Origin of the sequence: Thioalkalivibrio sp. ALMg13-2 (genome assembly GCF_000381185.1) — a bacterium.
Lineage (GTDB): Bacteria > Pseudomonadota > Gammaproteobacteria > Ectothiorhodospirales > Ectothiorhodospiraceae > Thioalkalivibrio > Thioalkalivibrio versutus.
In genome coordinates this window covers 1-21,679 of the sequence record NZ_KB906127.1, presented here as the reverse complement: position 1 = coordinate 21,679, position 21,679 = coordinate 1, and the positions used below count along the sequence as shown (strand labels likewise).

The 21,679-nt window shown below is 65.2% G+C and carries 19 protein-coding genes; 18 read left to right on the top strand and 1 reads right to left on the bottom strand.

What is annotated here, in order from left to right:
• The first annotated feature begins 535 nt into the window (after positions 1–535).
• The 18 genes from F618_RS0113115 (at position 536) to F618_RS0113030 (ending at position 21,352) form a co-directional block, all read left to right on the top strand.
• Positions 536–1,840 carry a CmpA/NrtA family ABC transporter substrate-binding protein gene (locus F618_RS0113115; RefSeq protein WP_019562649.1) on the top strand — a complete coding sequence of 435 codons (1,305 nt, stop codon included), beginning with the start codon at positions 536–538 and terminating at the stop codon, positions 1,838–1,840.
• Positions 1,841–1,888: 48 nt separating this feature from the next.
• The gene (ntrB, locus tag F618_RS0113110; RefSeq protein ID WP_018167927.1) at positions 1,889–2,827 is read left to right on the top strand and encodes a nitrate ABC transporter permease; all 939 of its coding nucleotides are present in this window, start codon (positions 1,889–1,891) and stop codon (positions 2,825–2,827) included.
• 25 nt (positions 2,828–2,852) lie between these two features.
• On the top strand, positions 2,853–3,653 hold the full coding sequence (locus F618_RS0113105; RefSeq protein ID WP_019562650.1) for an ABC transporter ATP-binding protein: 801 nt from the start codon (positions 2,853–2,855) through the stop codon (positions 3,651–3,653).
• Positions 3,653–6,142: a nitrite reductase large subunit NirB gene (gene nirB, locus F618_RS0113100; protein ID WP_019568840.1), complete on the top strand. Its 2,490-nt coding sequence runs from the start codon at positions 3,653–3,655 to the stop codon at positions 6,140–6,142. Before F618_RS0113105 ends, nirB begins: the two co-directional genes overlap by 1 nt.
• Positions 6,139–6,501: a nitrite reductase small subunit NirD gene (gene nirD, locus F618_RS0113095; RefSeq protein ID WP_018951304.1), complete on the top strand. Its 363-nt coding sequence runs from the start codon at positions 6,139–6,141 to the stop codon at positions 6,499–6,501. Before nirB ends, nirD begins: the two co-directional genes overlap by 4 nt.
• A 1-nt stretch (position 6,502) precedes the next feature.
• Positions 6,503–9,193, top strand: coding sequence for a nitrate reductase (locus tag F618_RS0113090; RefSeq protein WP_019568839.1), 2,691 nt, complete (start codon positions 6,503–6,505; stop codon positions 9,191–9,193).
• 2 nt (positions 9,194–9,195) lie between these two features.
• Positions 9,196–10,644, top strand: coding sequence for a siroheme synthase CysG (gene cysG, locus F618_RS0113085; protein WP_026331236.1), 1,449 nt, complete (start codon positions 9,196–9,198; stop codon positions 10,642–10,644).
• Positions 10,641–11,492 (top strand): uroporphyrinogen-III synthase, encoded by an 852-nt coding sequence (locus F618_RS0113080; protein ID WP_026331235.1) that lies wholly within the window; start codon positions 10,641–10,643, stop codon positions 11,490–11,492. The genes cysG and F618_RS0113080 overlap by 4 nt, the downstream gene beginning before the upstream one ends.
• Before the next feature lie 59 nt (positions 11,493–11,551).
• Positions 11,552–12,493: an aldo/keto reductase gene (locus F618_RS0113075; protein ID WP_019568836.1), complete on the top strand. Its 942-nt coding sequence runs from the start codon at positions 11,552–11,554 to the stop codon at positions 12,491–12,493.
• Positions 12,494–12,529: 36 nt separating this feature from the next.
• On the top strand, positions 12,530–13,189 hold the full coding sequence (locus F618_RS0113070; protein WP_019568835.1) for a DUF6064 family protein: 660 nt from the start codon (positions 12,530–12,532) through the stop codon (positions 13,187–13,189).
• A 445-nt stretch (positions 13,190–13,634) separates the two neighbouring features.
• Positions 13,635–15,110: an N-6 DNA methylase gene (locus F618_RS0113065; protein WP_019568834.1), complete on the top strand. Its 1,476-nt coding sequence runs from the start codon at positions 13,635–13,637 to the stop codon at positions 15,108–15,110.
• On the top strand, positions 15,107–16,333 hold the full coding sequence (locus F618_RS15185; RefSeq protein ID WP_019568833.1) for a restriction endonuclease subunit S: 1,227 nt from the start codon (positions 15,107–15,109) through the stop codon (positions 16,331–16,333). Before F618_RS0113065 ends, F618_RS15185 begins: the two co-directional genes overlap by 4 nt.
• On the top strand, positions 16,330–17,334 hold the full coding sequence (gene rhuM / locus F618_RS0113055; protein WP_019568832.1) for a virulence protein RhuM/Fic/DOC family protein: 1,005 nt from the start codon (positions 16,330–16,332) through the stop codon (positions 17,332–17,334). Before F618_RS15185 ends, rhuM begins: the two co-directional genes overlap by 4 nt.
• A complete protein-coding gene (gene hsdR, locus F618_RS0113050) occupies positions 17,331–19,745 on the top strand; it encodes an EcoAI/FtnUII family type I restriction enzme subunit R (RefSeq protein WP_019568831.1) in 2,415 nt (804 codons plus the stop codon). Before rhuM ends, hsdR begins: the two co-directional genes overlap by 4 nt.
• Before the next feature lie 367 nt (positions 19,746–20,112).
• A complete protein-coding gene (locus F618_RS0113045) occupies positions 20,113–20,385 on the top strand; it encodes a cupin domain-containing protein (RefSeq protein WP_019562662.1) in 273 nt (90 codons plus the stop codon).
• 75 nt (positions 20,386–20,460) lie between these two features.
• Positions 20,461–20,610, top strand: a complete 150-nt coding sequence (locus F618_RS16245) for a hypothetical protein (protein WP_018176472.1) — start codon at positions 20,461–20,463, stop codon at positions 20,608–20,610.
• A 315-nt stretch (positions 20,611–20,925) separates the two neighbouring features.
• Positions 20,926–21,054, top strand: coding sequence for a type II toxin-antitoxin system RelE/ParE family toxin (locus F618_RS14960; protein ID WP_019568830.1), 129 nt, complete (start codon positions 20,926–20,928; stop codon positions 21,052–21,054).
• 19 nt (positions 21,055–21,073) lie between these two features.
• Positions 21,074–21,352 carry a HigA family addiction module antitoxin gene (locus tag F618_RS0113030; protein WP_019562664.1) on the top strand — a complete coding sequence of 93 codons (279 nt, stop codon included), beginning with the start codon at positions 21,074–21,076 and terminating at the stop codon, positions 21,350–21,352.
• A 102-nt stretch (positions 21,353–21,454) separates the two neighbouring features.
• On the opposite strand, the gene F618_RS14955 is transcribed toward F618_RS0113030, so the two are convergent.
• Positions 21,455–21,679 (bottom strand): ATP-binding protein (locus F618_RS14955; RefSeq protein WP_019568829.1); only part of this gene is annotated, 225 nt, incomplete at its 5' end.

The window sequence follows — 21,679 nt, the reverse complement described above, 5'->3', positions numbered from 1 at the left end:
CACAGGCCAGATGCCGGCCTCGTCCCTCCACCCCGACAGACCCTTTCTAGGCCTGCCGGGGTTAAACATACAAGCCGCCTTGGCGGCGAAGCCCCTGCCAAAGTCCGGCGCGGGCAGGGGCTTCGCCGCCAAGGCGGCTCCTACGGCGGGTTAGGTCGCCCTCTGGCAGCGCACTATTGCAGGTCAACTGCACCGCAAGTGCGCCCCAGGCTGGTGCCTTAGGGATCGGCTTCCGGACTTCGGGCTTCCCGCAAGCGTTCGACCCGGTGTTCGAAACCATCCGATTTTTCCGCGCCACGTGGCGATTGTTTCCCGCAGGGTCACCTAGCAACGGCTAATTGGCACACCTCCTGCAGGAGTATGGGCAAGACGAGCCAACGGCGGTTCGTCGCCTGACAACAGGGAGACCCGATGACCGGGGCTCCCGTGAGACTGGACAAAGGCGTCCATCACCCGGCTGCACAAGCGGCCGGGCTGATGCGACGCCTTTTTTCGTTTTTGGGATGTGTTTGCTGACAAGGGGAGTGAACCCGTAATGACCGATCAAACGAACGACACGAAGAACACCTCCGGCCTGTCGCGCCGGCGTTTCCTGGGCGGCATGGCCGCCGGAATCGGCGCCACGGCAATGGGCCTTTCGGGCGCGGCGCCCTGGGGCTATGCGAAGGCCGGCAATGGCAAGCCGGAGACCACCGAGGCGAAGCTCGGCTTCATCGCGCTGACGGATGCCGCACCGCTGTTCATTGCGTTGGAGAAGGGCTTTTTCGCCGCTCACGGCATGCCCGATGTGCAGGTGCTGAAGCAGTCCTCCTGGGGCACGGTGCGCGACAACCTGGATCTGGGGTCGCAACGCGGCGGAATCGATGGCTCGCACATTCTCACGCCAATGCCCTACCTGATCCATCGCCGGGGCACGCCGATGACGATCCTCGCGCGACTGAACCTGGCCGGGCAGTGCATCTCGGTCGGGGACGAGTACGCGGACCTGAAGGTCGGCACCGACACCACGGAGTTCAAGGGCGCCCTGGCCGAGAAGGCCGCCGGCGGTGACGACATTCGTGCGGCGATGACCTTCCCGGGCGGGACCCATGATCTGTGGATCCGCTACTGGATGGCCGCCGGCGGGATCGATCCGGACCGCGACATCGCCACCATCGTGGTCCCGCCGGCGCAGATGGTTGCCAACATGCGCGTCGGGTCCATGGACACCTTTTGTGTCTGCGAGCCGTGGAACATGCAGCTGATTAATCAGGGCATCGGCTACACCGCCAACACCACCGGCGAACTGTGGCACAACCACCCGGAGAAGGCGCTGGGCATGCGTGCCGACTGGGTGGAGGCTCATCCGAACGCGGCGCGCGCCCTGACCATGGCGGTTATGGAGGCGCAGATGTACTGCGAGGACCCGGCGAACAAGGAGGAGGTCGCCGAGATCTGCTCGCGCCGGCGCTACATCCACGCCCCGTACGGCGACATCATCGACCGCATGCAGGGGAACTTCGACTACGGCACCGGCCGCGTGGTCGAGGACCACCCGGACCAGATGCGCTACTGGAAGGATCACGCCTCCTATCCGTTCAAGAGCCACGACTTGTGGTTCCTCACCGAGGACATCCGCTGGGGTTATCTGCCGCCGGATCTGGACATGCCGGCGCTGGTGGACGAGGTGAACCGCGAGGACATCTGGCGCGAGGCCGCCGAGGCGCTCGGCATCGACGGCGCCGACATCCCCGAGTCCACCTCGCGCGGCAAGGAATCGTTCTTCGACGGCAAGGTCTTCGACCCGGAGAACCCGCAGGCCTATCTCGACAGCCTGGACATCAAGGCGCTCGCGTCCTGACGCGTTGCCCGACTGACCCCCGAACAAACGATTCAAGAGGATTTCGCGATGAGTGCCATTCTCGACCGCACCCTGACCTTTGGCTCCGGGCGCGAACGCCCGGCGGCCGACGCGTCGCCCACCCGGCCCGTGGCCCGGAAGGCCACCACCATTGCGGCCAGGCCCCAGCCGCGCCCCGGGGCAGATCCCGGGGCCTGGGCCCGGCGCCTGCGCAATACTGCCGCGGTCGTGGTGCCGCCGGTGGTCGTCACGGCGCTTTTTTTGCTTATCTGGGAGATGATGGCGTCCTCCCCGGGAGCCGTGTTGCCCGCCCCGAGCCAGGTGATTACCGACACCTGGGAACTGATCGTCAATCCCTTCTATGACTACGGCGGCAACGACGTCGGCATGGCCTGGCAGTTGCTGGCCAGCCTCGAGCGCGTGGCCTATGGCTATGCGCTGGCGGTGGTCGCCGGCATTGGCCTGGGCGTGCTGGTGGGTCAGTCCACCTGGGCGATGCGCGGACTCGACCCGCTGTTCCAGGTCCTGCGTACCGTGCCGCCGCTGGCCTGGCTGCCGATCTCGCTGGCTGCGTTCCAGGCCAGCAATCCGTCGGCGATCTTCGTGATCTTCATCACCGCGATCTGGCCGATCATCATCAACACCTCCGTCGGTATCCGGAATATCTCGCAGGACTACGTGAACGTGGCCCGCGTGCTGCGCCTGAACGGCTTCGAGTACTTCACCAAGATCATGCTCCCGGCCGCCGCGCCGTATGTCTTTTCCGGTTTGCGCATCGGGATCGGTCTCGCCTGGCTGGCGATCGTGGCCGCCGAGATGCTGATCGGTGGTGTTGGTATCGGTTTCTTTATCTGGGATGCCTGGAACGCCTCCATGCTCAGCGACATCGTGCTCGCGCTCGTCTACGTCGGCCTGGTCGGGTTCTTCCTCGACCGTCTGGTTGCCATCGTCGGCAACTGGGTTACCCGTGGCACGCAGGCCGGCTGAGCCGGCCCCTTACAGGAGAAACATCATGACCAGCTATCTCTCCATCGAACATGTCCACAAGACCTTTGGTGAAGGGCCTTCGGCTACCGAGGTGCTGCGCGACGTCGACCTGCACGTGGACCGCGGCGAGTTCATCTCCATCATCGGCCACTCCGGCTGCGGCAAGTCGACGGTGCTCAACATCGTCGCCGGGTTGCTGGAGACCAGCACCGGCGCGGTGATCCTGGACGGCAAGGAAGTGAGCAAGCCGGGACCGGATCGCAGCGTGGTGTTCCAGAACCACTCGCTGCTGCCCTGGCTGACGGTGCGCGACAACGTCGCCCTGGCGGTGGACAAGACCTTCAAGGGCACCAAGTCGGCGGCCGAGCGTCGCGAGTGGATCCTGCAGACGCTGGAGATGGTCGGCATGGGCCACGCACTCGACAAGCGCCCGGACGAAATCTCCGGAGGCATGAAGCAGCGTGTCGGCATCGCCCGGGCACTGGCGATGGAGCCGAAGGTACTGCTGATGGACGAGCCGTTCGGTGCGCTGGACGCGCTGACCCGGGCGCACCTACAGGATGAGGTGATGCGCATCCAGTCGGATCTGGGCAATACCGTGCTGATGGTCACCCACGACGTGGACGAGGCCGTGCTGCTGTCCGACCGCATCGTGATGATGACCAACGGCCCGGCCGCGACCATCGGCGAGATCCTGGAGATTGACCTGCCCAAGCCGCGCGAGCGTCTGGCGATGGCCGACAACCCGCAGTACAACCACTACCGGGCCGAGGTCCTGCGCTTCCTCCACGAGCGTCACAAGAACCCGGAAGCGGAGGCTGCGTAATGAACACGCCAAACGACAAGCCGCGGCTGGTCCTGATCGGCAATGGCATGGCCGGGATGCGCACGGTCGAGGAGCTGCTGAAACTCAAGCCCGACATGTACGACATCACCGTGTTCGGCGCCGAACCCTGGGGCAACTACAACCGCATCATGCTCTCGCCGGTGCTGGCCTCGGAGAAGACCGTCGACGAGATCATGCTGAACGACGATGCCTGGTATGCCGAGCGCGGGATCACCCTGCACAAGGGCAAGTGCATCGAGCGGATCGACCGTGTTGGTCGTCGGGTAATCGCCGAGGACGGCACCGAGGCGCCGTATGACCGGCTGTTGCTGGCGACCGGCTCGGATCCGGTGATGATCCCGATTCCGGGTGTCGATCTTGACGGTGTGGTGGGCTTTCGCGACATCCACGATGTCGACGCGATGCTGGCCTCCAGCCGTGAACACAAGCGCGCGGTGGTCATCGGCGGTGGCCTGCTGGGGCTGGAGGCCGCAAACGGCCTGATGCGCCAGGGCATGGACGTGACCGTGGTGCATCTGATGGATCACCTGATGGAGCGCCAGCTGGATCCCGCGGCGTCCGGCATGCTGCGCGCCTCGCTGGAGGAGCGCGGCATGGACTTTCGCATGGCGCACCAGACCCAGGCGATCCTCGGGGACGCGCGGGTCACCGGCGTGCGCTTTGCCGATGGCAGCGAGGTCGACACCGATCTGGTGGTGATGGCGGTCGGCATCCGCCCGAATACCGCGCTGGCCGAGTCCGCCGGGCTGCACTGTGAGCGCGGCGTGGTAGTGAACGACACGATGCAGACGTATGACCCGGCGATCTACGCGGTCGGGGAGTGCGTGCAGCATCGCGGCACGACCTACGGCCTGGTCGCGCCGCTGTGGGAACAGGCCAAGGTCTGTGCCAACCACCTCGCGGAGTACGGCATCGGGCGCTACGAGGGCTCGATGACCTCGACCAAGCTCAAGGTGACCGGGATCGACCTGTTCTCCGCCGGCGACTTCGCCGGTGACGAGACCACCGAGGATCTGGTGTTCCAGGACGCCGCGCGCGGCGTCTACAAGCGCCTGGTGCTGAAGGACAATCGCATCCAGGGCGCGGTGCTCTACGGCGACACCCTGGATGGCTCCTGGTACTTCCAGTTGATGCGCGACGGGACGCCGGTCGCCGATATCCGCGAGAACCTGCTGTTCGGCCAGGCGCATATCGGCGACTCCGGCCACGGCGACGAGGCCTCGCGCGTGGCGGCGATGCCGGACAACGCCGAGATCTGCGGCTGCAACGGTGTGTGCAAGGGGGATATCGTCCAGGCGATCAGCGAGCACAAGCTGTTCACGCTGGAGGACGTTCGCGCCCACACCAAGGCCTCGAATTCCTGCGGTTCCTGCACCGGACTGGTCGAGTCACTGCTGGCGACCACGCTGGGCGGTGACTACTCCGATGCCCCGGCGAAAAAGCCCGTCTGCGCCTGCACCGATCACAGTCACGACGAGGTTCGCGCGGCGATCACCCGCGACGGCCTGAAGACCATGGACGCGGTATTCCAGGCCCTCGACTGGAAGACCCCGAACGGCTGTCACGTCTGCCGGCCGGCGCTCAACTACTACCTGCTGGCGGCCTGGCCGAAGGAGTACCAGGACGACGCGCAGTCGCGTTTCATCAACGAGCGTGCCCACGGCAACATCCAGAAGGACGGGACCTACTCGGTGATCCCGCGCATCTGGGGCGGGGTGACCACGCCGGCCGAACTGCGCGCGATCGCCGAGGTGGCCGAGCGCTACGAGGTGCCCACGGTCAAGTTTACCGGCGGCCAGCGCATCGACCTGCTGGGTGTGGAAAAGAGCGACCTGCAGGCCATGTGGCGCGATCTCGGCCAGGCCGGGTTCGTCTCCGGCCATGCCTACGGTAAGGCCCTGCGTACGGTGAAGACCTGTGTTGGCTCCGAGTGGTGCCGTTTCGGCACCCAGGACTCCACCGGTCTCGGCATCCAGCTGGAACGGATGAGCTGGGGCTCGTGGACCCCGCACAAGTTCAAAATGGCCGTCTCCGGCTGCCCACGTAACTGCGCCGAGGCGACGATCAAGGACCTGGGCGTGGTCTGCGTGGACTCCGGCTACGAGCTGCACGTCGGCGGTAACGGCGGGGTGAAGGTTCGTGCGACCGATTTCCTCTGCAAGGTGGAGACCGAGGCCGAGGTGCTCGAATACGCCGGGGCCTTCATGCAGCTCTACCGCGAAAGCGCCCGCTACCTGGAGCGTACCGCGCCCTGGATCGAGCGTGTCGGGCTGACGCAGGTGAAGGAACGCCTGGTGGACGACGCCGAGAACCGTGCCGCGCTGTACGCCCGCTTCCTTCAGTCGCAGGAGGTGGCGCAGGTGGACCCCTGGGCCGAGCGGGCCGCCGGCCATGCGGCGCACGAGTTCATTCCCATCCGGCCGGTGGATGACCCGCCGAAGGGCCCGCGCCCGGAGGTGTCGGCATGAGCTGGATCGCGATCTGCCATCTCGCCGAGATCCCGCCGCTGGGCGCGCGGGTCGTCGCCGGCCCGCAGGGTGACATCGCCGTGTTCCGCACCGCGGACGACCGCGTCTTCGCCCTGCGCGACCAGTGTCCGCACAAGGGCGGGCCACTGTCGCAGGGCATCGTCCACGGCGAACGTGTGACCTGTCCGCTACACAACTGGGTGATTGACCTGCAGTCCGGCGCGGCCACGGGCGCGGATTCGGGCTGCACACATGCCTTCCCGGTCCACGTGACCGAGGGCCAGGTGTGGCTGGACCTGGCCGCCGCGGCCGCCGATTCGGACGCGGCGCCGGTGGTTGACTGCCGCGAGGCGGGCTGAGATGGCCACGTCCGAATCGGTGACGCGTACCACCTGCCCTTATTGCGGGGTGGGCTGTGGCGTGGAGGTGACCGCGACGCCCGATGGCGAGTTTCCGGTGGCGGTACGTGGCGACGCCAGCCATCCGGCGAACGCCGGGCGCCTGTGTTCCAAGGGCGCGGCGCTGGCCGAGACCCTGGGGGACGAGGGCCGGCTGTTGCACCCGGAGATCCAGGGCGCGCGCGTCGACTGGGACGCAGCACTGGATCATGTCGCGGGCGGCTTTCGCGAGGTGATCGACCGCCACGGGCCGGATGCCGTGGCGTTGTATGTCTCGGGGCAGATCCTGACCGAGGACTACTATGTAGCCAACAAGCTGATGAAGGGCTTCGTCGGCTCGGCCAACATCGACACCAACTCGCGGCTTTGCATGTCCACGGCCGTGGCCGCACACACCCGGGCCTTTGGTGTGGACGGCGTACCGGGTAGCTACACCGACTTGGAACAGGCGGACCTGGTCGTGGTGGTCGGCTCGAACATGGCCTGGGCGCATCCGGTGCTGTTCCAGCGCCTGCAGGCCGCCCGCGCGGCGCGCCCGGAGATGAAGCTGGTGGTGATCGATCCGCGGTGCACGGCCACTGCCCAGGCGGCCGATCTGCACCTGCCGCTGGCGCCGGGCACGGATGCCTGGCTGTTCAACGGCCTGCTGGATCACCTGCGCCGCGAGGATGCGCTGGACCCGGCATTTCTCGAACGCCATGTCGATGGCTTTGCCGACGCCCTGGCGGCGGCGCGCGCCTCCAGCCGGTCGATTGCCGTGACCGCCGAGACCTGCGAACTGGACCCCGAGGCGGTGGCCACCTTCTTCCGCTGTTTTGCTCGAACGGAGCGGACGGTTACCGCGTTCTGTCAGGGCATCAACCAGTCCGACAGCGGTGTGGACAAGGCCGGGACGATCCTCAACGTGCACCTGGCCACCGGCCGCATCGGCCGCCCGGGCATGGGCCCGTTTTCGCTGACCGGTCAGCCCAACGCGATGGGTGGGCGCGAGGTTGGCGGACTGGCCAGCCAGTTGGCCGCGCACATGGGCTTCGACGATGCGGCCCTGGATCGCGTAAGCCGCTTCTGGAATGCACCGAATCTCGCCCGCAACCCGGGGCTCAAGGCGCTGGATCTGTTCCGCGCGGTCGAGTCGGGGCAGATCAAGGCGATCTGGATCATCGGCACCAACCCCTTGTTCAGCCTGCCCGAAGCCGAACGCTTCGAGCGGGCCCTCCGCGACTGCCCGCTAGTCGTGGTCTCCGACTGCGTGCGCGAGACCGAGACAACCCGCGTGGCCGACGTGCTGTTGCCAGCGACCACCTGGGGCGAGAAGGACGGCACGGTGACCAATTCCGAGCGGCGCATCTCGCGCCAGCGCCCGTTCCGGGAACCCCCGGGCGAGGCGCGTCACGACTGGTGGGCGCTGGCCGAGGTCGCCCGCCGCCTGGGCTTTGCCGAGGCCTTCCCCTATACGCAGCCGGTGGAGATTTTCCGCGAGCATGCGGCCCTGTCCGCGTTCGAAAACGACGGCACGCGCGACTTCGACATCGGCGCGCTGGCCACGACCGACGCGGCCGCCTTTGAGGCCCTCGAACCGGTGCAGTGGCCGCTGCCCGCCGGAGCCGAGGCGGGTACGGCGCACCTCTACGCCGATGGCCGCTTCTTTACGGCCAACGGTCGTGCGCGGCTCGCGGCGGTCAGTCCGCAATCGCCAACCGATCCAATCGATGCCGAGTACCCGCTGCGCCTGAACACCGGCCGCATCCGTGACCAGTGGCACAGCATGACCCGTACTGCGAGTACCCCGCGCCTGAGTGCCCACCAGCCGGAACCCTTCGTCGAGATCCATCCGGTGGATGCCGGCCTGTTCCGTGTGCAGGCGGGTGATCTGGTCGAGGTGACCAGCCGACATGGGCGTTTGCTAGCGCGGGTGCAGGTGAGCCGCGAGCAACGCCCCGGCAGCGTGTTTGTGCCGATGCACTGGAGCCGCCCGATCGCCCGCCTGGCGCGGGTGGATGCCCTGGTGCCCGCGCATGTCGATCCGGTCTCCGGGCAGCCGGCGTTCAAGCACACGGCCGTCTCGGTGCGCCCGGCGGCGATGGACTGGCACGGCTTCGTGCTGAGCCGCGAGCCGGTGAGCCTACCGGAGGCCGACTACGCGGTGACCGTGCGCGGCCCGCGGCATCTGCGCGTCGAACTGGCCGGACGCGGCGCGCCACCCGAGATCGCCGACTGGCGGGCACGGCTGGACGGCCCCGGCGAGTGGCTGGAGTTCGCCGACCCCGCGGGCGGGCGCTACCGCGCCGCGCGCATCCACGAGGGCCGGCTTGCCTGCGTGCTGTTCGCGGGTCCCGACCGGGGCCTGCCCGAGCGCGAATGGCTGGGCGGTCTGTTCGCGGCCGAGTCGATCACCGATGACGAACGCATGGCCCTGCTCACGGGCCGTCCGCCGAATGGACAGGCCGCGCGCGGGCGCCTGGTCTGCGCCTGTTTTGGCGTGGACGAGACGCGCATCCGCACGGCGATCCGCGAGCAGGGGCTGGCGAGCTGCGAGGCCGTGGGTGCCTGCCTCGAGGCCGGCACCAACTGCGGCTCCTGCCGCCCCGAGATCCAGACCCTGTTGAATGAAGAATCCGAGGCGCCCACGGAACCCGTGGCGCGGGAGGGATGAGCATGGAACACCTGCCGATCTATATGCAGTTGCACGGTCGCCAGGCCCTGGTGGTCGGGGCCGGTCCGGTGGCCGCGCGCAAGGCAGCGCTGCTGCTGGAGGCCGGGGCGCGGGTGCGCCTGCGGGCCCCTGAGTACAGTGATGCCGCCGAGCGCTTGTTGCGCGAGCACCCGGAGTCGATCACCCGCGAGCCGGGTGCCTACCGAACCGAGTACCTGGGGCAGGTGGCGATCGTGATCGCCGCGACCGACGACGAGACGGTGAACCGCCAGGTCTCGGAGGACTGTGTTGCGCGCTCGATCCCGGTGAATGTGGCGGACCAGCCCGAGCTTTGCAGCTTCATCCTGCCGGCCATCGTCGAGCGCGGCCCGCTGACCATCGCAATCGGCTCCGGTGGCCGCGCCCCGGTCCTGGTGCGTCTGCTGCGCGCGAAGATCGAGAGCCTGATCCCGGCCGGCTACGGGCGCCTGGCGGAGCTGGCCGGTCGCCTGCGTGACCGGGTGCGCGCCCACTTCGACAGCGTGAATGCGCGGCGCGCCTTCTGGGAGCGGGCGTTTGCCGGGCCGGCCACCGAGCTGGCCCTGGCCGGACGTATGGACGCGGCCGCAGAGCGTCTGGAGCAGGAATTGAATGAAGCGGAAGCCGCTACGCCAGGCGAGGTCTACCTGATCGGCGCCGGGCCGGGTGACCCCGACCTGCTGACCTTCCGCGCACTGCGGCTGTTGCAGCAGGCGGACGTGGTCGTCTACGACCGGCTGGTGTCCTCCGAGGTGGTGAACCTGGCCCGGCGCGAGGCCGAGCGCTTCTATGTCGGCAAGGAGCGCGATCACCACTGCGTGCCGCAGGAGGCGATCAGCGAACTGCTCTCGCGACTGGCGCGCGAGGGCAAGCGCGTGGCGCGGCTGAAGGGCGGCGACCCGTTCGTGTTCGGCCGCGGCGGTGAGGAACTGGACGTGCTCGCCCGCGACGGCGTGGCCTACCAGGTGGTGCCCGGCATCACCGCGGCCAGTGGCTGTGCCGCCTATTCGGGCATCCCGCTAACCCACCGTGATCATGCCCAGTCGGTGCGCTTCATTACCGGCCACACCCGCGAGGGCCGGCTGGACGTGGACTGGTCGCAGCTGACGAACACCTGCGAGACGCTGGTGTTCTATATGGGCCGCAAGGGGCTGGTGGAGATCTGTCGGGGGCTCAAGAGTGCGGGCCGTGCCGGGCGAACCCCGGCCGCGATCATCGAGAACGGCACGACCGCGCGCCAGCGCGTGGTCACCGGCACGTTGGATACCCTGGCCGCCCGCGCCGAGCGCGAACAGGTCGGCTCGCCCAGCCTGATCGTGATCGGCGAGGTCGCCGCCTGCCACCAGCGCCTGGCCTGGTTCCGGCCGGATGCCGGGTCGGCCACGACGTTCCCGCAGCTGATGCCGGCATCCGGTGTCGCGACCGCGGCGTGAGCGGATTGGAGGATCGTACGCATGCGGTCTCTGGCGAGCTGGCCGGCGTCCGGGTCGCGCTCCCGGAGAGCCGTGCACTGGAGGTCTTTGCCGGGCTGCTGGAGCGGCGCGGGGCCGAGGTGTGGCGTTGCCCGCTGGTCGCCATCCACGACAGCCTCGACCAGGCGGCCATCGAGTCCTGGCTGGCATCCGCCATCGAAGCGCCGTTCGATCGGCTGATCTTCCTGACGGGCGAGGGGTTTACTCGGCTGACCGGCTTTGCTCGGCGCGCCGGGTGCGAGGATGCCTGGCTGACGGCCGTGGCCGGGACCCCGACGCTGGTGCGGGGCCCCAAACCCGGCCGCGCGATGAAACCGTTCGGTGTGCAGCCCGACGCCGTAGCGGCGGCACCGACCACCGAAGGGATCATCCAGACCCTGTCCGCTCAGGACCTGCACGGACAACGTATCGGTGTGCAGCTCTACGGTGCGGAGCCCAACCGCCGTCTGCTGGATTTCCTGAGGGCGGCAGGCGCGGAGGCGTTCCCGGTCTGGCCCTACCGCTACGCGGATGCTGCCGAGACGGGGCGTGTGAGCGAGCTGATCGAGGCCCTGATCGCGGGCCAGGTGGATGCGATCGCCTTTACCAGCCAGGCCCAGGTCCGGCGTCTTCTGCGGGTCGGCCAGGCCGATGATCGTCAGGATGCGTTGCGAGAGGCGTTGCGGCGCACCATCGTCGCGGCGATTGGCCCCGTGGTGGCGGATGAACTGCACGCTCACGGTATTACCCCCACCGTGGTACCGGATGGTCGATACTTCATGAAACCGCTGGTCTCGGCGCTGGCCCGGCACCTGCAGGCCGTCGCATAGGGAACTTGTGGCGCGGCCGGATGGCCCACGGATGGAGTCTTCTTCGGTGATCACGTGCCATGAAACATCCATTTCCGCGGCGTTCGCGCCGATCCTTCCTGCGCTGGATGGCCGGGTCCGCGGTGGCGGTCGGCGCGGGGTGGCCCCTTGTCGGTGGGACCGCCGAGGGGCGTGAGCCGCAGCGCAAGTCGATCCCGTCTTCCGGGGAGAAGATCCCGGTGATCGGGATGGGGACGTGGATTACCTTCAACGTGCCGGAGGATCCCGAAGCGCTGCAGGTGCGTACCCGCATCCTGGATACCTTTGTCCGCCGTGGCGGCGGGATGATCGACTCCTCGCCCATGTACGGGCGAGCGGAGGCGGTGGTCGGTCACGGCCTGCGCGAGCTGGGCCATCCCGAGGGCGTGTTCTCGGCGACCAAGATCTGGACGCGCAGCACCTCGACCGGCCGCGACCAGCATGCGGAGTCGCGGGATCTGTGGGGTGTCGACACCCTGGACCTGCAGCAGGTGCACAACCTGCAGAACTGGGAGGCGCACCTGGAAACCCTGCGCGAGCGGCGTGAGGCGGGGGAGGTTCGCTATATCGGCGTGACTACCTCGCACGCGCGGCGCCACGATGAGCTGGAGCGCATCCTGCGGCGCGAGGACCTGGACTTCGTGCAGCTGACCTACAACATCCTGGATCGCGAAGCGGAACAGCGCCTGTTGCCGTTGGCGCGGGAACGCGGGGTGGCGGTGATCGCGAACCGCCCGTTTCGGCGCAAGGCGCTGATCAACCAGTTCGAGGGGCATCCGCTGCCGGAATGGGCGGCGGAGATCGAATGCGAGAACTGGCCGCAGTTCCTGCTCAAATTCATCGTCTCGCACCCGGACGTGACCTGTGCGATCCCCGCGACCTCGGTGGTGGCGCACATGGAGGAGAACATGGGCGCGCTGTACGGCCCCATGCCGGACGCCGGAATGCGCAGCCGCATGGTCGCGTATGTGCAGGACCTGTAGGGTTGGCCTCCGAATCCTTGCGACCGGGGAGCCGACATGCTGCCGTTTGAGGCATCGACCTGGCTGGCGATCCTGGGCCAGTACAACACCGCGATCTGGCCCCTGCACGGGATTGGCGCACTGCTTGCTCTGGTGGCTGTGGGGCTGGTGATTCCGGGTTCGCGTGCGGCTGGTCGTGTCATTGGCCTGTTGCTGGGCGTGCTGTGGATCTGGACCGGGGTGGCCTTCTTCGGTGGTTCGCTGGCGCCGTTCCACTTCGCCTCCGAGTGGCTGGCTGGAGTGTTCGTGGCCCAGGGCCTGATGCTGGTGTTCGCGCTGACCCTGATGGGCCAGGCCCGCTTCGGCTGGCCCGGCCGGCTGGGGGGAGGGGCCGCGATGGTGGTGATCGCCCATGCCTTCGTGGGGTACCCGCTTCTGGACGCTGCGCTGGCCGAAACGCCCTGGACGCAGCTGCAATATGTCGGCGTGGCCCCGGGGCCGGTGATGCTGCTGACCCTGGGGCTGCTGTTGCTGGTGCCGTCGCGTCCGCCCCTGGTGCTGGCGATCATCCCGCTGCTGTGGGCGCTGGTCACCGGATACATGGCCTGGGGCCTGGGTCTTCCTCTGGAATACTTCCCCGCAGTGTTGGGGGTTGCATCATTCGCGGTGCTGGTGGCGCTTCGTTTCCGGCGCAAGAAACGACGCTTGTCCGGCTGATCCGGTTCTGCAACGCAAAGCATCTGCAGGAGCCTGCTAGCAGGCGAAGGGGACACTGGACCTCCCGGTCGCACAGGAGAATGGATGCCGAAACTCTCGACCCGTGCTGGGCGGGACCCCTGACTTCCCTGACCGGTTCGCGCATCCGCTGCGTGTAATGCACAATTCACCGATGGTTACGCGCCCGGTTATGACCCTGCGGGCCCACAGGGCCAGCGTCGGCGTTATCGGCACTTGCACGCCATTCAGCACCAACCGCCGCGAACCACGCACCCCTTCCCAGGCGACACCTGCAGGGGCCATTGGGCCCCGATGAGCGTTTACGACGCCCGCGGGCGTGGGTGCTAAACAGAACCTGCTGACTACCCCTATCGCAGAACCTGTCTTAATTGCGGTTAGCCCCCACCACCCGAGGGTGGTGCATCCAAACAGCACTGGTGACTGAATGTTCGAGCAAACCTTCCGCAACATCGATGACGTGCTCTGGAAAGAGGCCGGCTGCGCGACGGAGCTGGACTACACGGAGCAGACGTCATGGATGTTGTTCCTCAAGTATCTGGATGATCTGGAGTACGAGCGCGCGCAGGAGGCGGAGCTGGTGGGCAAGTCCTACCAGTACATCATCGATGAGCCGTATCGCTGGTCGGCATGGGCGGCGCCGAAGACGGCGGATGGCACATTCGACCATGACGAGGCGCTGACGGGCGCGGACCTGATCGCCTTCGTCAACCACGAGCTGTTTCCGTATCTGCAGGGCTTCCGCGAGCGCGCGACGGGGCCGGACACCATCGACTACAAGATCGGGGAGATCTTCAGCGAGATCCGCAACAAGTTCGCCAGCGGATACAGCCTGCGTGATGCGCTGGAGCTGATCGACGGCCTGAGCTTCCGCTCGCAGCAGGAAAAGCACGAGCTCTCCCATCTGTACGAGGCGAAGATCCGCAACATGGGCAACGCGGGGCGCAACGGCGGCGAGTACTACACGCCGCGCCCGTTGATCCGCGCGATGATCCAGGTGGTGAAGCCGCGCATCGGCGAGCGCATCTACGACGCCGCCGCCGGGTCAGCGGGCTTTCTGTGCGAGGCGCACGACTATCTGCGTTACGGGCCGGACGGCCAGGGCGACGGCAGCCATCTGTCCACCAGCGACCTGAATACGCTCCAGACCCGCACCTTCTACGCCAAGGAGAAGAAGAGCCTGCCGTATGTGATCGGGATCATGAACCTGATCCTGCACGGCATCGAGGCGCCCAATGTCATCCATACCAACAGCCTCACGGAGAACCTGAGCGACATCCAGGAGAAGGACCGCTTCGACGTGATCCTGGCCAACCCGCCCTTCGGCGGCAAGGAGCGCAAGGAGGTCCAGCAGAACTTCCCCATCAAGACCGGCGAAACGGCCTTCCTGTTCCTGCAGCACTTCATCAAGTACCTGAAGGCCGATGGCCGCGCCGCCGTCGTCATCAAGAACACCTTCCTCTCCAACAGCGACAACGCCTCGCGCGCGCTGCGCAAGGAGCTGCTGCAGAGCTGCAACCTGCACACCATCCTCGACTGCCCCGGCGGCACCTTCCTCGGCGCCGGCGTGAAGACCGTGGTGCTGTTCTTCGAGAAAGGCGCGCCCACCCGCAAGATCTGGTACTACCAGCTCGACCCCGGCCGCAGCCTGGGCAAGACCAACCCGCTCAACGACAACGACCTGGAGGATTTCGTTGCGCGTCAGGCCGGATTCGAGGATTCCGAGAACTCTTGGACCGTGGACGCCAAGGACATCGACCCGGACAGCGTCGATCTGTCGGTGAAGAACCCCAACAAGGCCGAGGCCGCCCCCCTGCGCGATCCCGAGGTAATCATCAACGAGATCGAGACGCTGGACCGGGAGAGCGAAGAGATCCTGGAAGGCATTCGGGGGATGTTATGAGGGAGGGGTGGAATAACGTCAAACTGACGGATGTTTGCCGGCTGATCAATGGAAGAGCCTATAAGAAGAACGAGTTGCTACTTTCTGGCCGATACCCTGTCTTGCGGGTAGGGAACTTCTTCACGAATCAGTCTTGGTATTACTCTGACCTAGAGCTCGACAGCGACAAATACTGCGACAACGGCGATTTGCTCTACGCCTGGTCGGCCTCATTCGGGCCTCGGATATGGGAGGGCGGCAAGGTAATTTTTCACTACCACATTTGGAAAGTCGAGTTTGATCAGTCGAGGATTGACAGAAAGTTCCTGTACTACTGGTTCGACTGGGATAAGGAGAAGATAAAAAAAGAACAGGGTGTCGGAACCACCATGATCCATGTCACCAAGGGTGCTATGGAGCAGAGGGCAGTTGATCTTCCACCTCTCCCCGAACAAAAGCGCATCGTCGCCATCCTCGATGAAGCCTTCGCGGGAATCGCCACCGCGGTCGCCAACACCGAAAAGAACCTCGCCAATGCCCGGGAGTTATTCGAGAGTTATCTGAACGCAGTGTTCAGCCAACGGAATAAAACGTGGACCAAGCGAGAATTGGGTCAACTTGCCGACTTTAAGAACGGCTTGAACTTCACCAAAAACAGCTGCGGGGAAAGTGTTCGTATAGTCGGCGTGAAGAATTTCAAGTCGAATTACTGGGTCCCGACTGACTTCCTCGAAGAGGTGGAAGTCGAAGGGTCGTTACCAATAGGGTATGAGCTGAAAAAGAATGACATTTTGATAGTTCGATCAAATGGCAATAAACAGTTGATTGGGCGCTGCTTGTTAGCCGGGGATGTATTGGAAAAGACTTCACATTCGGGATTCACAATTCGAGCACGTTTAAAAAGAGATGAGTTGCATCCAGAATTTCTTATGCATTACCTCCGGACAGGCCCTATACGAGAGCAGCTAGTCGCGTCTGGCGACGGAGCCAACATTAGTAGCCTGAACCAGAGAGGGTTGGCAACGCTAACCGTAAGGTATCCCGCACCGGACGAACAGCTTGAAATTGTTCGAAAGATTCAAGAAATCGATACTGAGTCCAAGCAACTCGGGTCTACATATCAAGATAAATTCAACGCTCTGGCCGAACTGAAACAATCCCTCCTGCAAAAAGCCTTCTCCGGCGAACTCACCGCAGGCAAGGCAGCCTCCGATGCCGTGCGCCAGGGGGAGGAAATCGCATGACCGCCGAAACCAAGGCCCCCATCGTCATCTTCGAGGAGGCCGACAAGGCGGTCGAAGTTCGGCTGGATGCCGACCGCGAGACCGTCTGGCTGACCCAGGAGCAGATGACGGTGATCTTCGATGTGCAGAAGGCGGCGGTATCCAAGCACCTGAAGAACATCTATCAGGATGGGGAACTGGAACGGAAGGCAACCGTTTCCATTTTGGAAACCGTTCGAACCGAGGGAAAACGCCAGGTCACCCGGCAGATCGAGCACTACAACCTCGACGCGATCATCTCCGTGGGTTACCGGGTGAACTCGCGCCGTGCCGTCAAGTTTCGCCAGTGGGCCACCCGCGTCCTACGCGAGCACCTGACCCAGGGCTGGACCCTGAACCGCCAGCGCTTCGAGGAAAACGCGCAGGAGCTGGAGGCGGCCCTGGCGCTGGTGCGCAAGGCCGCGCAAAGCCCGGCGCTGGATGCGGGCAGCGGTCGTGGCCTGGTGGATATCGTCAGCCGCTACGCCCAGACCTTTCTGTGGCTGCAACGCTATGACGAAGGCTTGCTGACCGAACCGCGCGCCCAGACTGGAGGCACGCTGCCCTCCTGGGAACAGGCGCGGGCCGCGCTGGACGGGCTGAAATCCGACCTGATGGCGCGCGGCGAAGCCACCGATCTGTTCGCTCGGGACCGGGGCGATGGCCTGACCTCGCTGCTCGGCAATCTCGATCAGAGTGTGTTTGGTGAGCCCGCCTATCCCAGCGTCGAATCCAAGGCCGCGCACCTGCTCTATTTCGTGGTGAAGAACCACCCGTTTTCCGATGGGAACAAGCGCAGCGCCGCCTTTCTGTTCGTGGACTTCCTCCACCGCAACGGTCGCCTGCTGGATGAGTCCGGCGAGCCGGTGATCAACGATGTGGGCCTCGCGGCCTTGACCCTGCTGGTGGCCGAGTCCGACCCTGCCAACAAGGAGACCATGATCCGTCTGATCATGAATATGCTGGCTGGAGACCAAGGATGAACGAGGCCGGCCTCAATGAGGCAGACACCCGCGCCGAACTGATCGACCCGGCCCTGAAGGAGGCGGGCTGGGGCGTGGTGGAGGCCAGCCGGGTGCGGCGCGAGGTGATCACCCTCGGTCGGCTGCAGGGTGGCGGCAAGCGCGCCAGGCAGGACATCGCCGACTACGTGCTGATCTATCGCGGCCAGAAGCTGGCGGTGGTCGAGGCCAAGAAGCGTAGCCTGCCGGTGACCGAGGGACTGGCCCAGGCCAAGCGCTACGCCGAGCGCCTGCAGGCGCGCTTCGCCTACGCCACCAACGGTGACGGCATCTACCGGGTGGACATGGCAACCGGTGCGGAGGGGCCGGTGGAGGCCTGGCCCGCGCCGGATGAGCTGTGGGCGGAGACCTTCGGCGCGAGTGTTGGCGCGCAGGACACCTGGCGGGAGCGCTTCGGGGCCGTGCCGTTCGAGGACAAGGGCGGCTTCTGGCAGGCGCGCTACTACCAGCACAACGCCATCAACCAGGCACTGGAGGCGGTTGCGGCGGGACGGGACCGCATCCTGCTGACCCTGGCCACCGGCACCGGCAAGACGGCCATCGCCTTCCAGATTGCCTGGAAGCTGTTCCATGCCCGCTGGAGCCTGGCGGCGCGTGCTGCCGGCACGCCGGGGCGGCAGCCGCGCATCCTGTTTCTGGCGGACCGCAACATCCTGGCCAATCAGGCCTTCAACGACTTTTCCGCCTTTCCCGAGGATGCGCTGGTGCGCATCGATCCGGAGGTGATCCGCAAGAAGGGTCGGGTGCCGAAGAACGGCAACGTGTTCTTCACCATCTTTCAGACCTTCATGACCGGGCGCGATGCCGAGGGCCACCCGGCGCCCAACTTCGGTGACTATCCGCCGGACTTCTTCGATTTCATCATCATCGACGAGTGCCACCGGGGCGGCGCCAATGACGAGAGCAACTGGCGCGGCATCCTGGAGTACTTCCAGCCGGCCGTGCAGCTCGGCCTGACCGCCACGCCGAAGCGCACGCACAACGCCGACACCTACGCCTACTTCGGTGAGCCGGTCTACATCTACTCGCTGAAGGAAGGCATCAACGACGGCTTCCTGACGCCGTTCAAGGTGCGGCAGATCGCCACCACGCTGGATGACTATGTCTACACGGCGGATGACGAGATCATCGAGGGCGAGGTGGAGCAAGGGCGGCGCTACACCGAGGAGGACTTCAACCGGGTCATCGAGATCCAGGAGCGCGAGCGCTACCGCGTGAAACTGTTCATGGAGCAGATCGACCCGCGTGAAAAGACGCTGGTGTTCTGCGCCACCCAGGAACACGCGCTGGCGGTGCGCGACCTGATCAACCAGTTCAAGACCAGCACCGACCCGCACTACTGCGAGCGCGTGACCGCCAACGACGGCAAGGAAGGCGAGCGTTTCCTGAAAATGTTCCAGGACAACGAGAAGACCATCCCGACCATCCTTACCACCTCGCAGAAGCTTTCCACCGGCGTGGATGCCCGCAACGTGCGCAACATCGTGCTGATGCGGCCGGTGAACAGCATGATCGAGTTCAAGCAGATCATCGGACGCGGCACGCGCCTGTTTGAGGGCAAGGACTACTTCACGATCCACGACTTCGTGAAGGCCTACGAGCACTTCAACGATCCGGAGTGGGATGGGGAGCCCTTGCCGCCCGAACCCTGCGAGCAGTGCGGCAACACCCCTTGTAGCTGCACCAGGGAGCCTCCGCAGCCCTGCCCGGTTTGCGGCGAGCGGCCTTGTGTTTGCGAGAAGGAGCCACCGGAACCCTGCGAGGTCTGCGGCGAACGGCCCTGCATCTGCGAGAAACGCAGCAAGGTGAAGATCCGACTCGCCGACGGCAAGGAACGCACCATCCAGCACATGACCGCCACCAGCTTCTGGAGCCCGGACGGCAAGCCGATCTCTGCCGCTGAATTCATCCAGCGACTGTTCGGCGATCTACCCGAGCTGTTCCAGGACGAAGATGAGCTTCGCCGCCTGTGGGGCCGTCCGGACACCCGGGAAAAGCTTCTGGAGGGGTTGGAGGAGAAGGGCTACGGCACACAACAGTTGGCCGAAGTCGGCAAGCTGATCGAGGCCGAGAACAGCGACCTATACGATGTATTGGCCTACATCGCCTTCAACATGGCGCCGGTAACCCGAGCCGAACGAGTGGATGCCCACAAGGAGCGCATCTTCCGGGGACACGACTACAGACAGCAGGAATTTCTGAGATTCGTGCTCGATCACTATGTCGCCCAGGGCGTAAGCGAACTGGATACGGCGAAGCTCCCCCAGCTGATTGAATTGAAGTACCACAGCCTCGGTGATGCTGTGCACGAGCTGGGCCCGGTGAGCAGCATTCGAGAAGTGTTCGTGGACTTTCAGCAGTACTTGTATTGAGCTGACAAGCAAAGAACACCCACTTTCCACAGAGACCACTAGAAAGTCAGATGCAGACTCCAGCCCGCTTTCTCAAACTGTCGAGGAATCTCCCTCACCGGGCACAACAGTGGGGTCGGACCACGGTAACTTGCGGAAACCTTGCGCAAAATACCGGGTAGGGCGGGCGGATTTCGGCCTTAAAGGCGATTTTGGCGGCCAGAATTGCCTGGTGCGGCAATCCTAATAGGGGGCTCGGCGTGGCCAGTTGGTCTGGCGGCGTTCGGATGACGGCCTCGGGCGGTTGAGCGGGCCGGCGCGGACAGATGCGCAAGGAGTCGGGAACTCGGCACAATGGGCAGGTCATTTCCGCTTGAGCGAGGATTCCATGTCCATCGAAGTTATCCATCGTCCCGACCACGATCACCTGGAACGCCTGGGGGTGTTCGACTGGCCGGTCTGGGAGAAGGAGGTCTCGACCTTCCCCTGGCACTACGACGAGCGCGAGGTCTGCTACATCCTGGAAGGCCAGGTCACGGTGACCCCGGACGGCGGCGAGCCGGTCACGGTCGGCGAGGGCGACCTCGTCACCTTCCCCGAGGGCATGGACTGCACCTGGGAGATCCACCGCGACATCCGCAAGCACTACCGCTTTGGCTGAGCCGCTTGTCAGTCGAGTGAATTGACCACTGTAACGTTACAGATTACAGTCTAAGTTGAGTGCCAAGGAAGGCCGATGATCAGGAAGATTCGTCACAAGGGACTAAAACGCTTGTATGCGAGCGGCGATCGCCGTGGATTGCCGGCGGACCATGTGGAAGACCTGGAAGACATTCTCGCGCTGCTGGATGCAGCGACCCATCCCGGGCAGCTAGGGAAACACTGATCAATGTACACGCTCGCGTTGGCACCCCAGGTTTTCCGAGACAAGGCGCGTCGAGCAGCGGGTAGTGGTTCTACCCGCCCGTTTTTTATGGATTCGGGGCGCAACGCAGGATCGGGGAACCTGGGGTGCCAACCCCACAAGCCATTGAATGCAAGGGGCTCGGTCGCCCGTTTTTGATAACAACGGGCGCGCGCACGGCGTTGCGGCTCCCTTGTGCAGAGTGACTGCACGGCAGTCGCCGCGCCTTGTTCGCGCGCAAAAGCGACTCGAGCGCGAGTGTGTACATTGATCAGTGTTTCCCTAGATCTCCCGGGCATGGATTTTCATCCGCTGCGTGGGGATCGCGCCGGCTTTTTCTCGGTGCATGTGAACGGCAACTGGGTCGTCACCTTCACTTTCAGTGGCGACGATGCGGATCAGGTGGATTATGAAGACTACCACTGACCTTCAGGAAGACACGGCGATGCGGAACCCGCCCCATCCCGGGCGGATCCTGCGCCGGCGTGTGCTGCCGGGGCTGGGTCTTTCGGTGACGGAGTTTGCCGCGCATTTGGGGATGTCCCGCAACGCGGTCTCGCGTGTTCTCAACGAACACGCCGCCATTTCACCGGACTTTGCGGTGCGCCTGGAGAGTGGAGGGATCGGCGAGGCACGCCACTGGCTCACGATGCAGACCAACTACGATCTGGCCCGGGCCGCGTCCCGGGACGAGAATCATATCCGGCGGTTCGCGGCTGCGTGATCCCCGATGCCGCAGGTGCGATTGAAGCGAAATCCTGTATCTGACGTCAACTATTTTGGCCGGTCAGCGACAACCACTTTGGCCGGTTGGTCGTCGGTGTTGTCAGACCGCTGAGGCGGTCTTGGTTTTCTTGCGTTGCTCGGTGTGCGCGCGCTTTCTGTAGCTCTCGCCGCTGAGCTCGACGACATGGGCGTGATGGATCAGCCGGTCGATGGCAGCGACGGCCATCATGTCGTCGGGGAAGATGGCGTCCCAAGCGCTGAAGGGCTGATTGGAGGTGATCAGCAGGCTGCCCGCCTCGTAGCGATGGGCGATGAGCTCGAACAG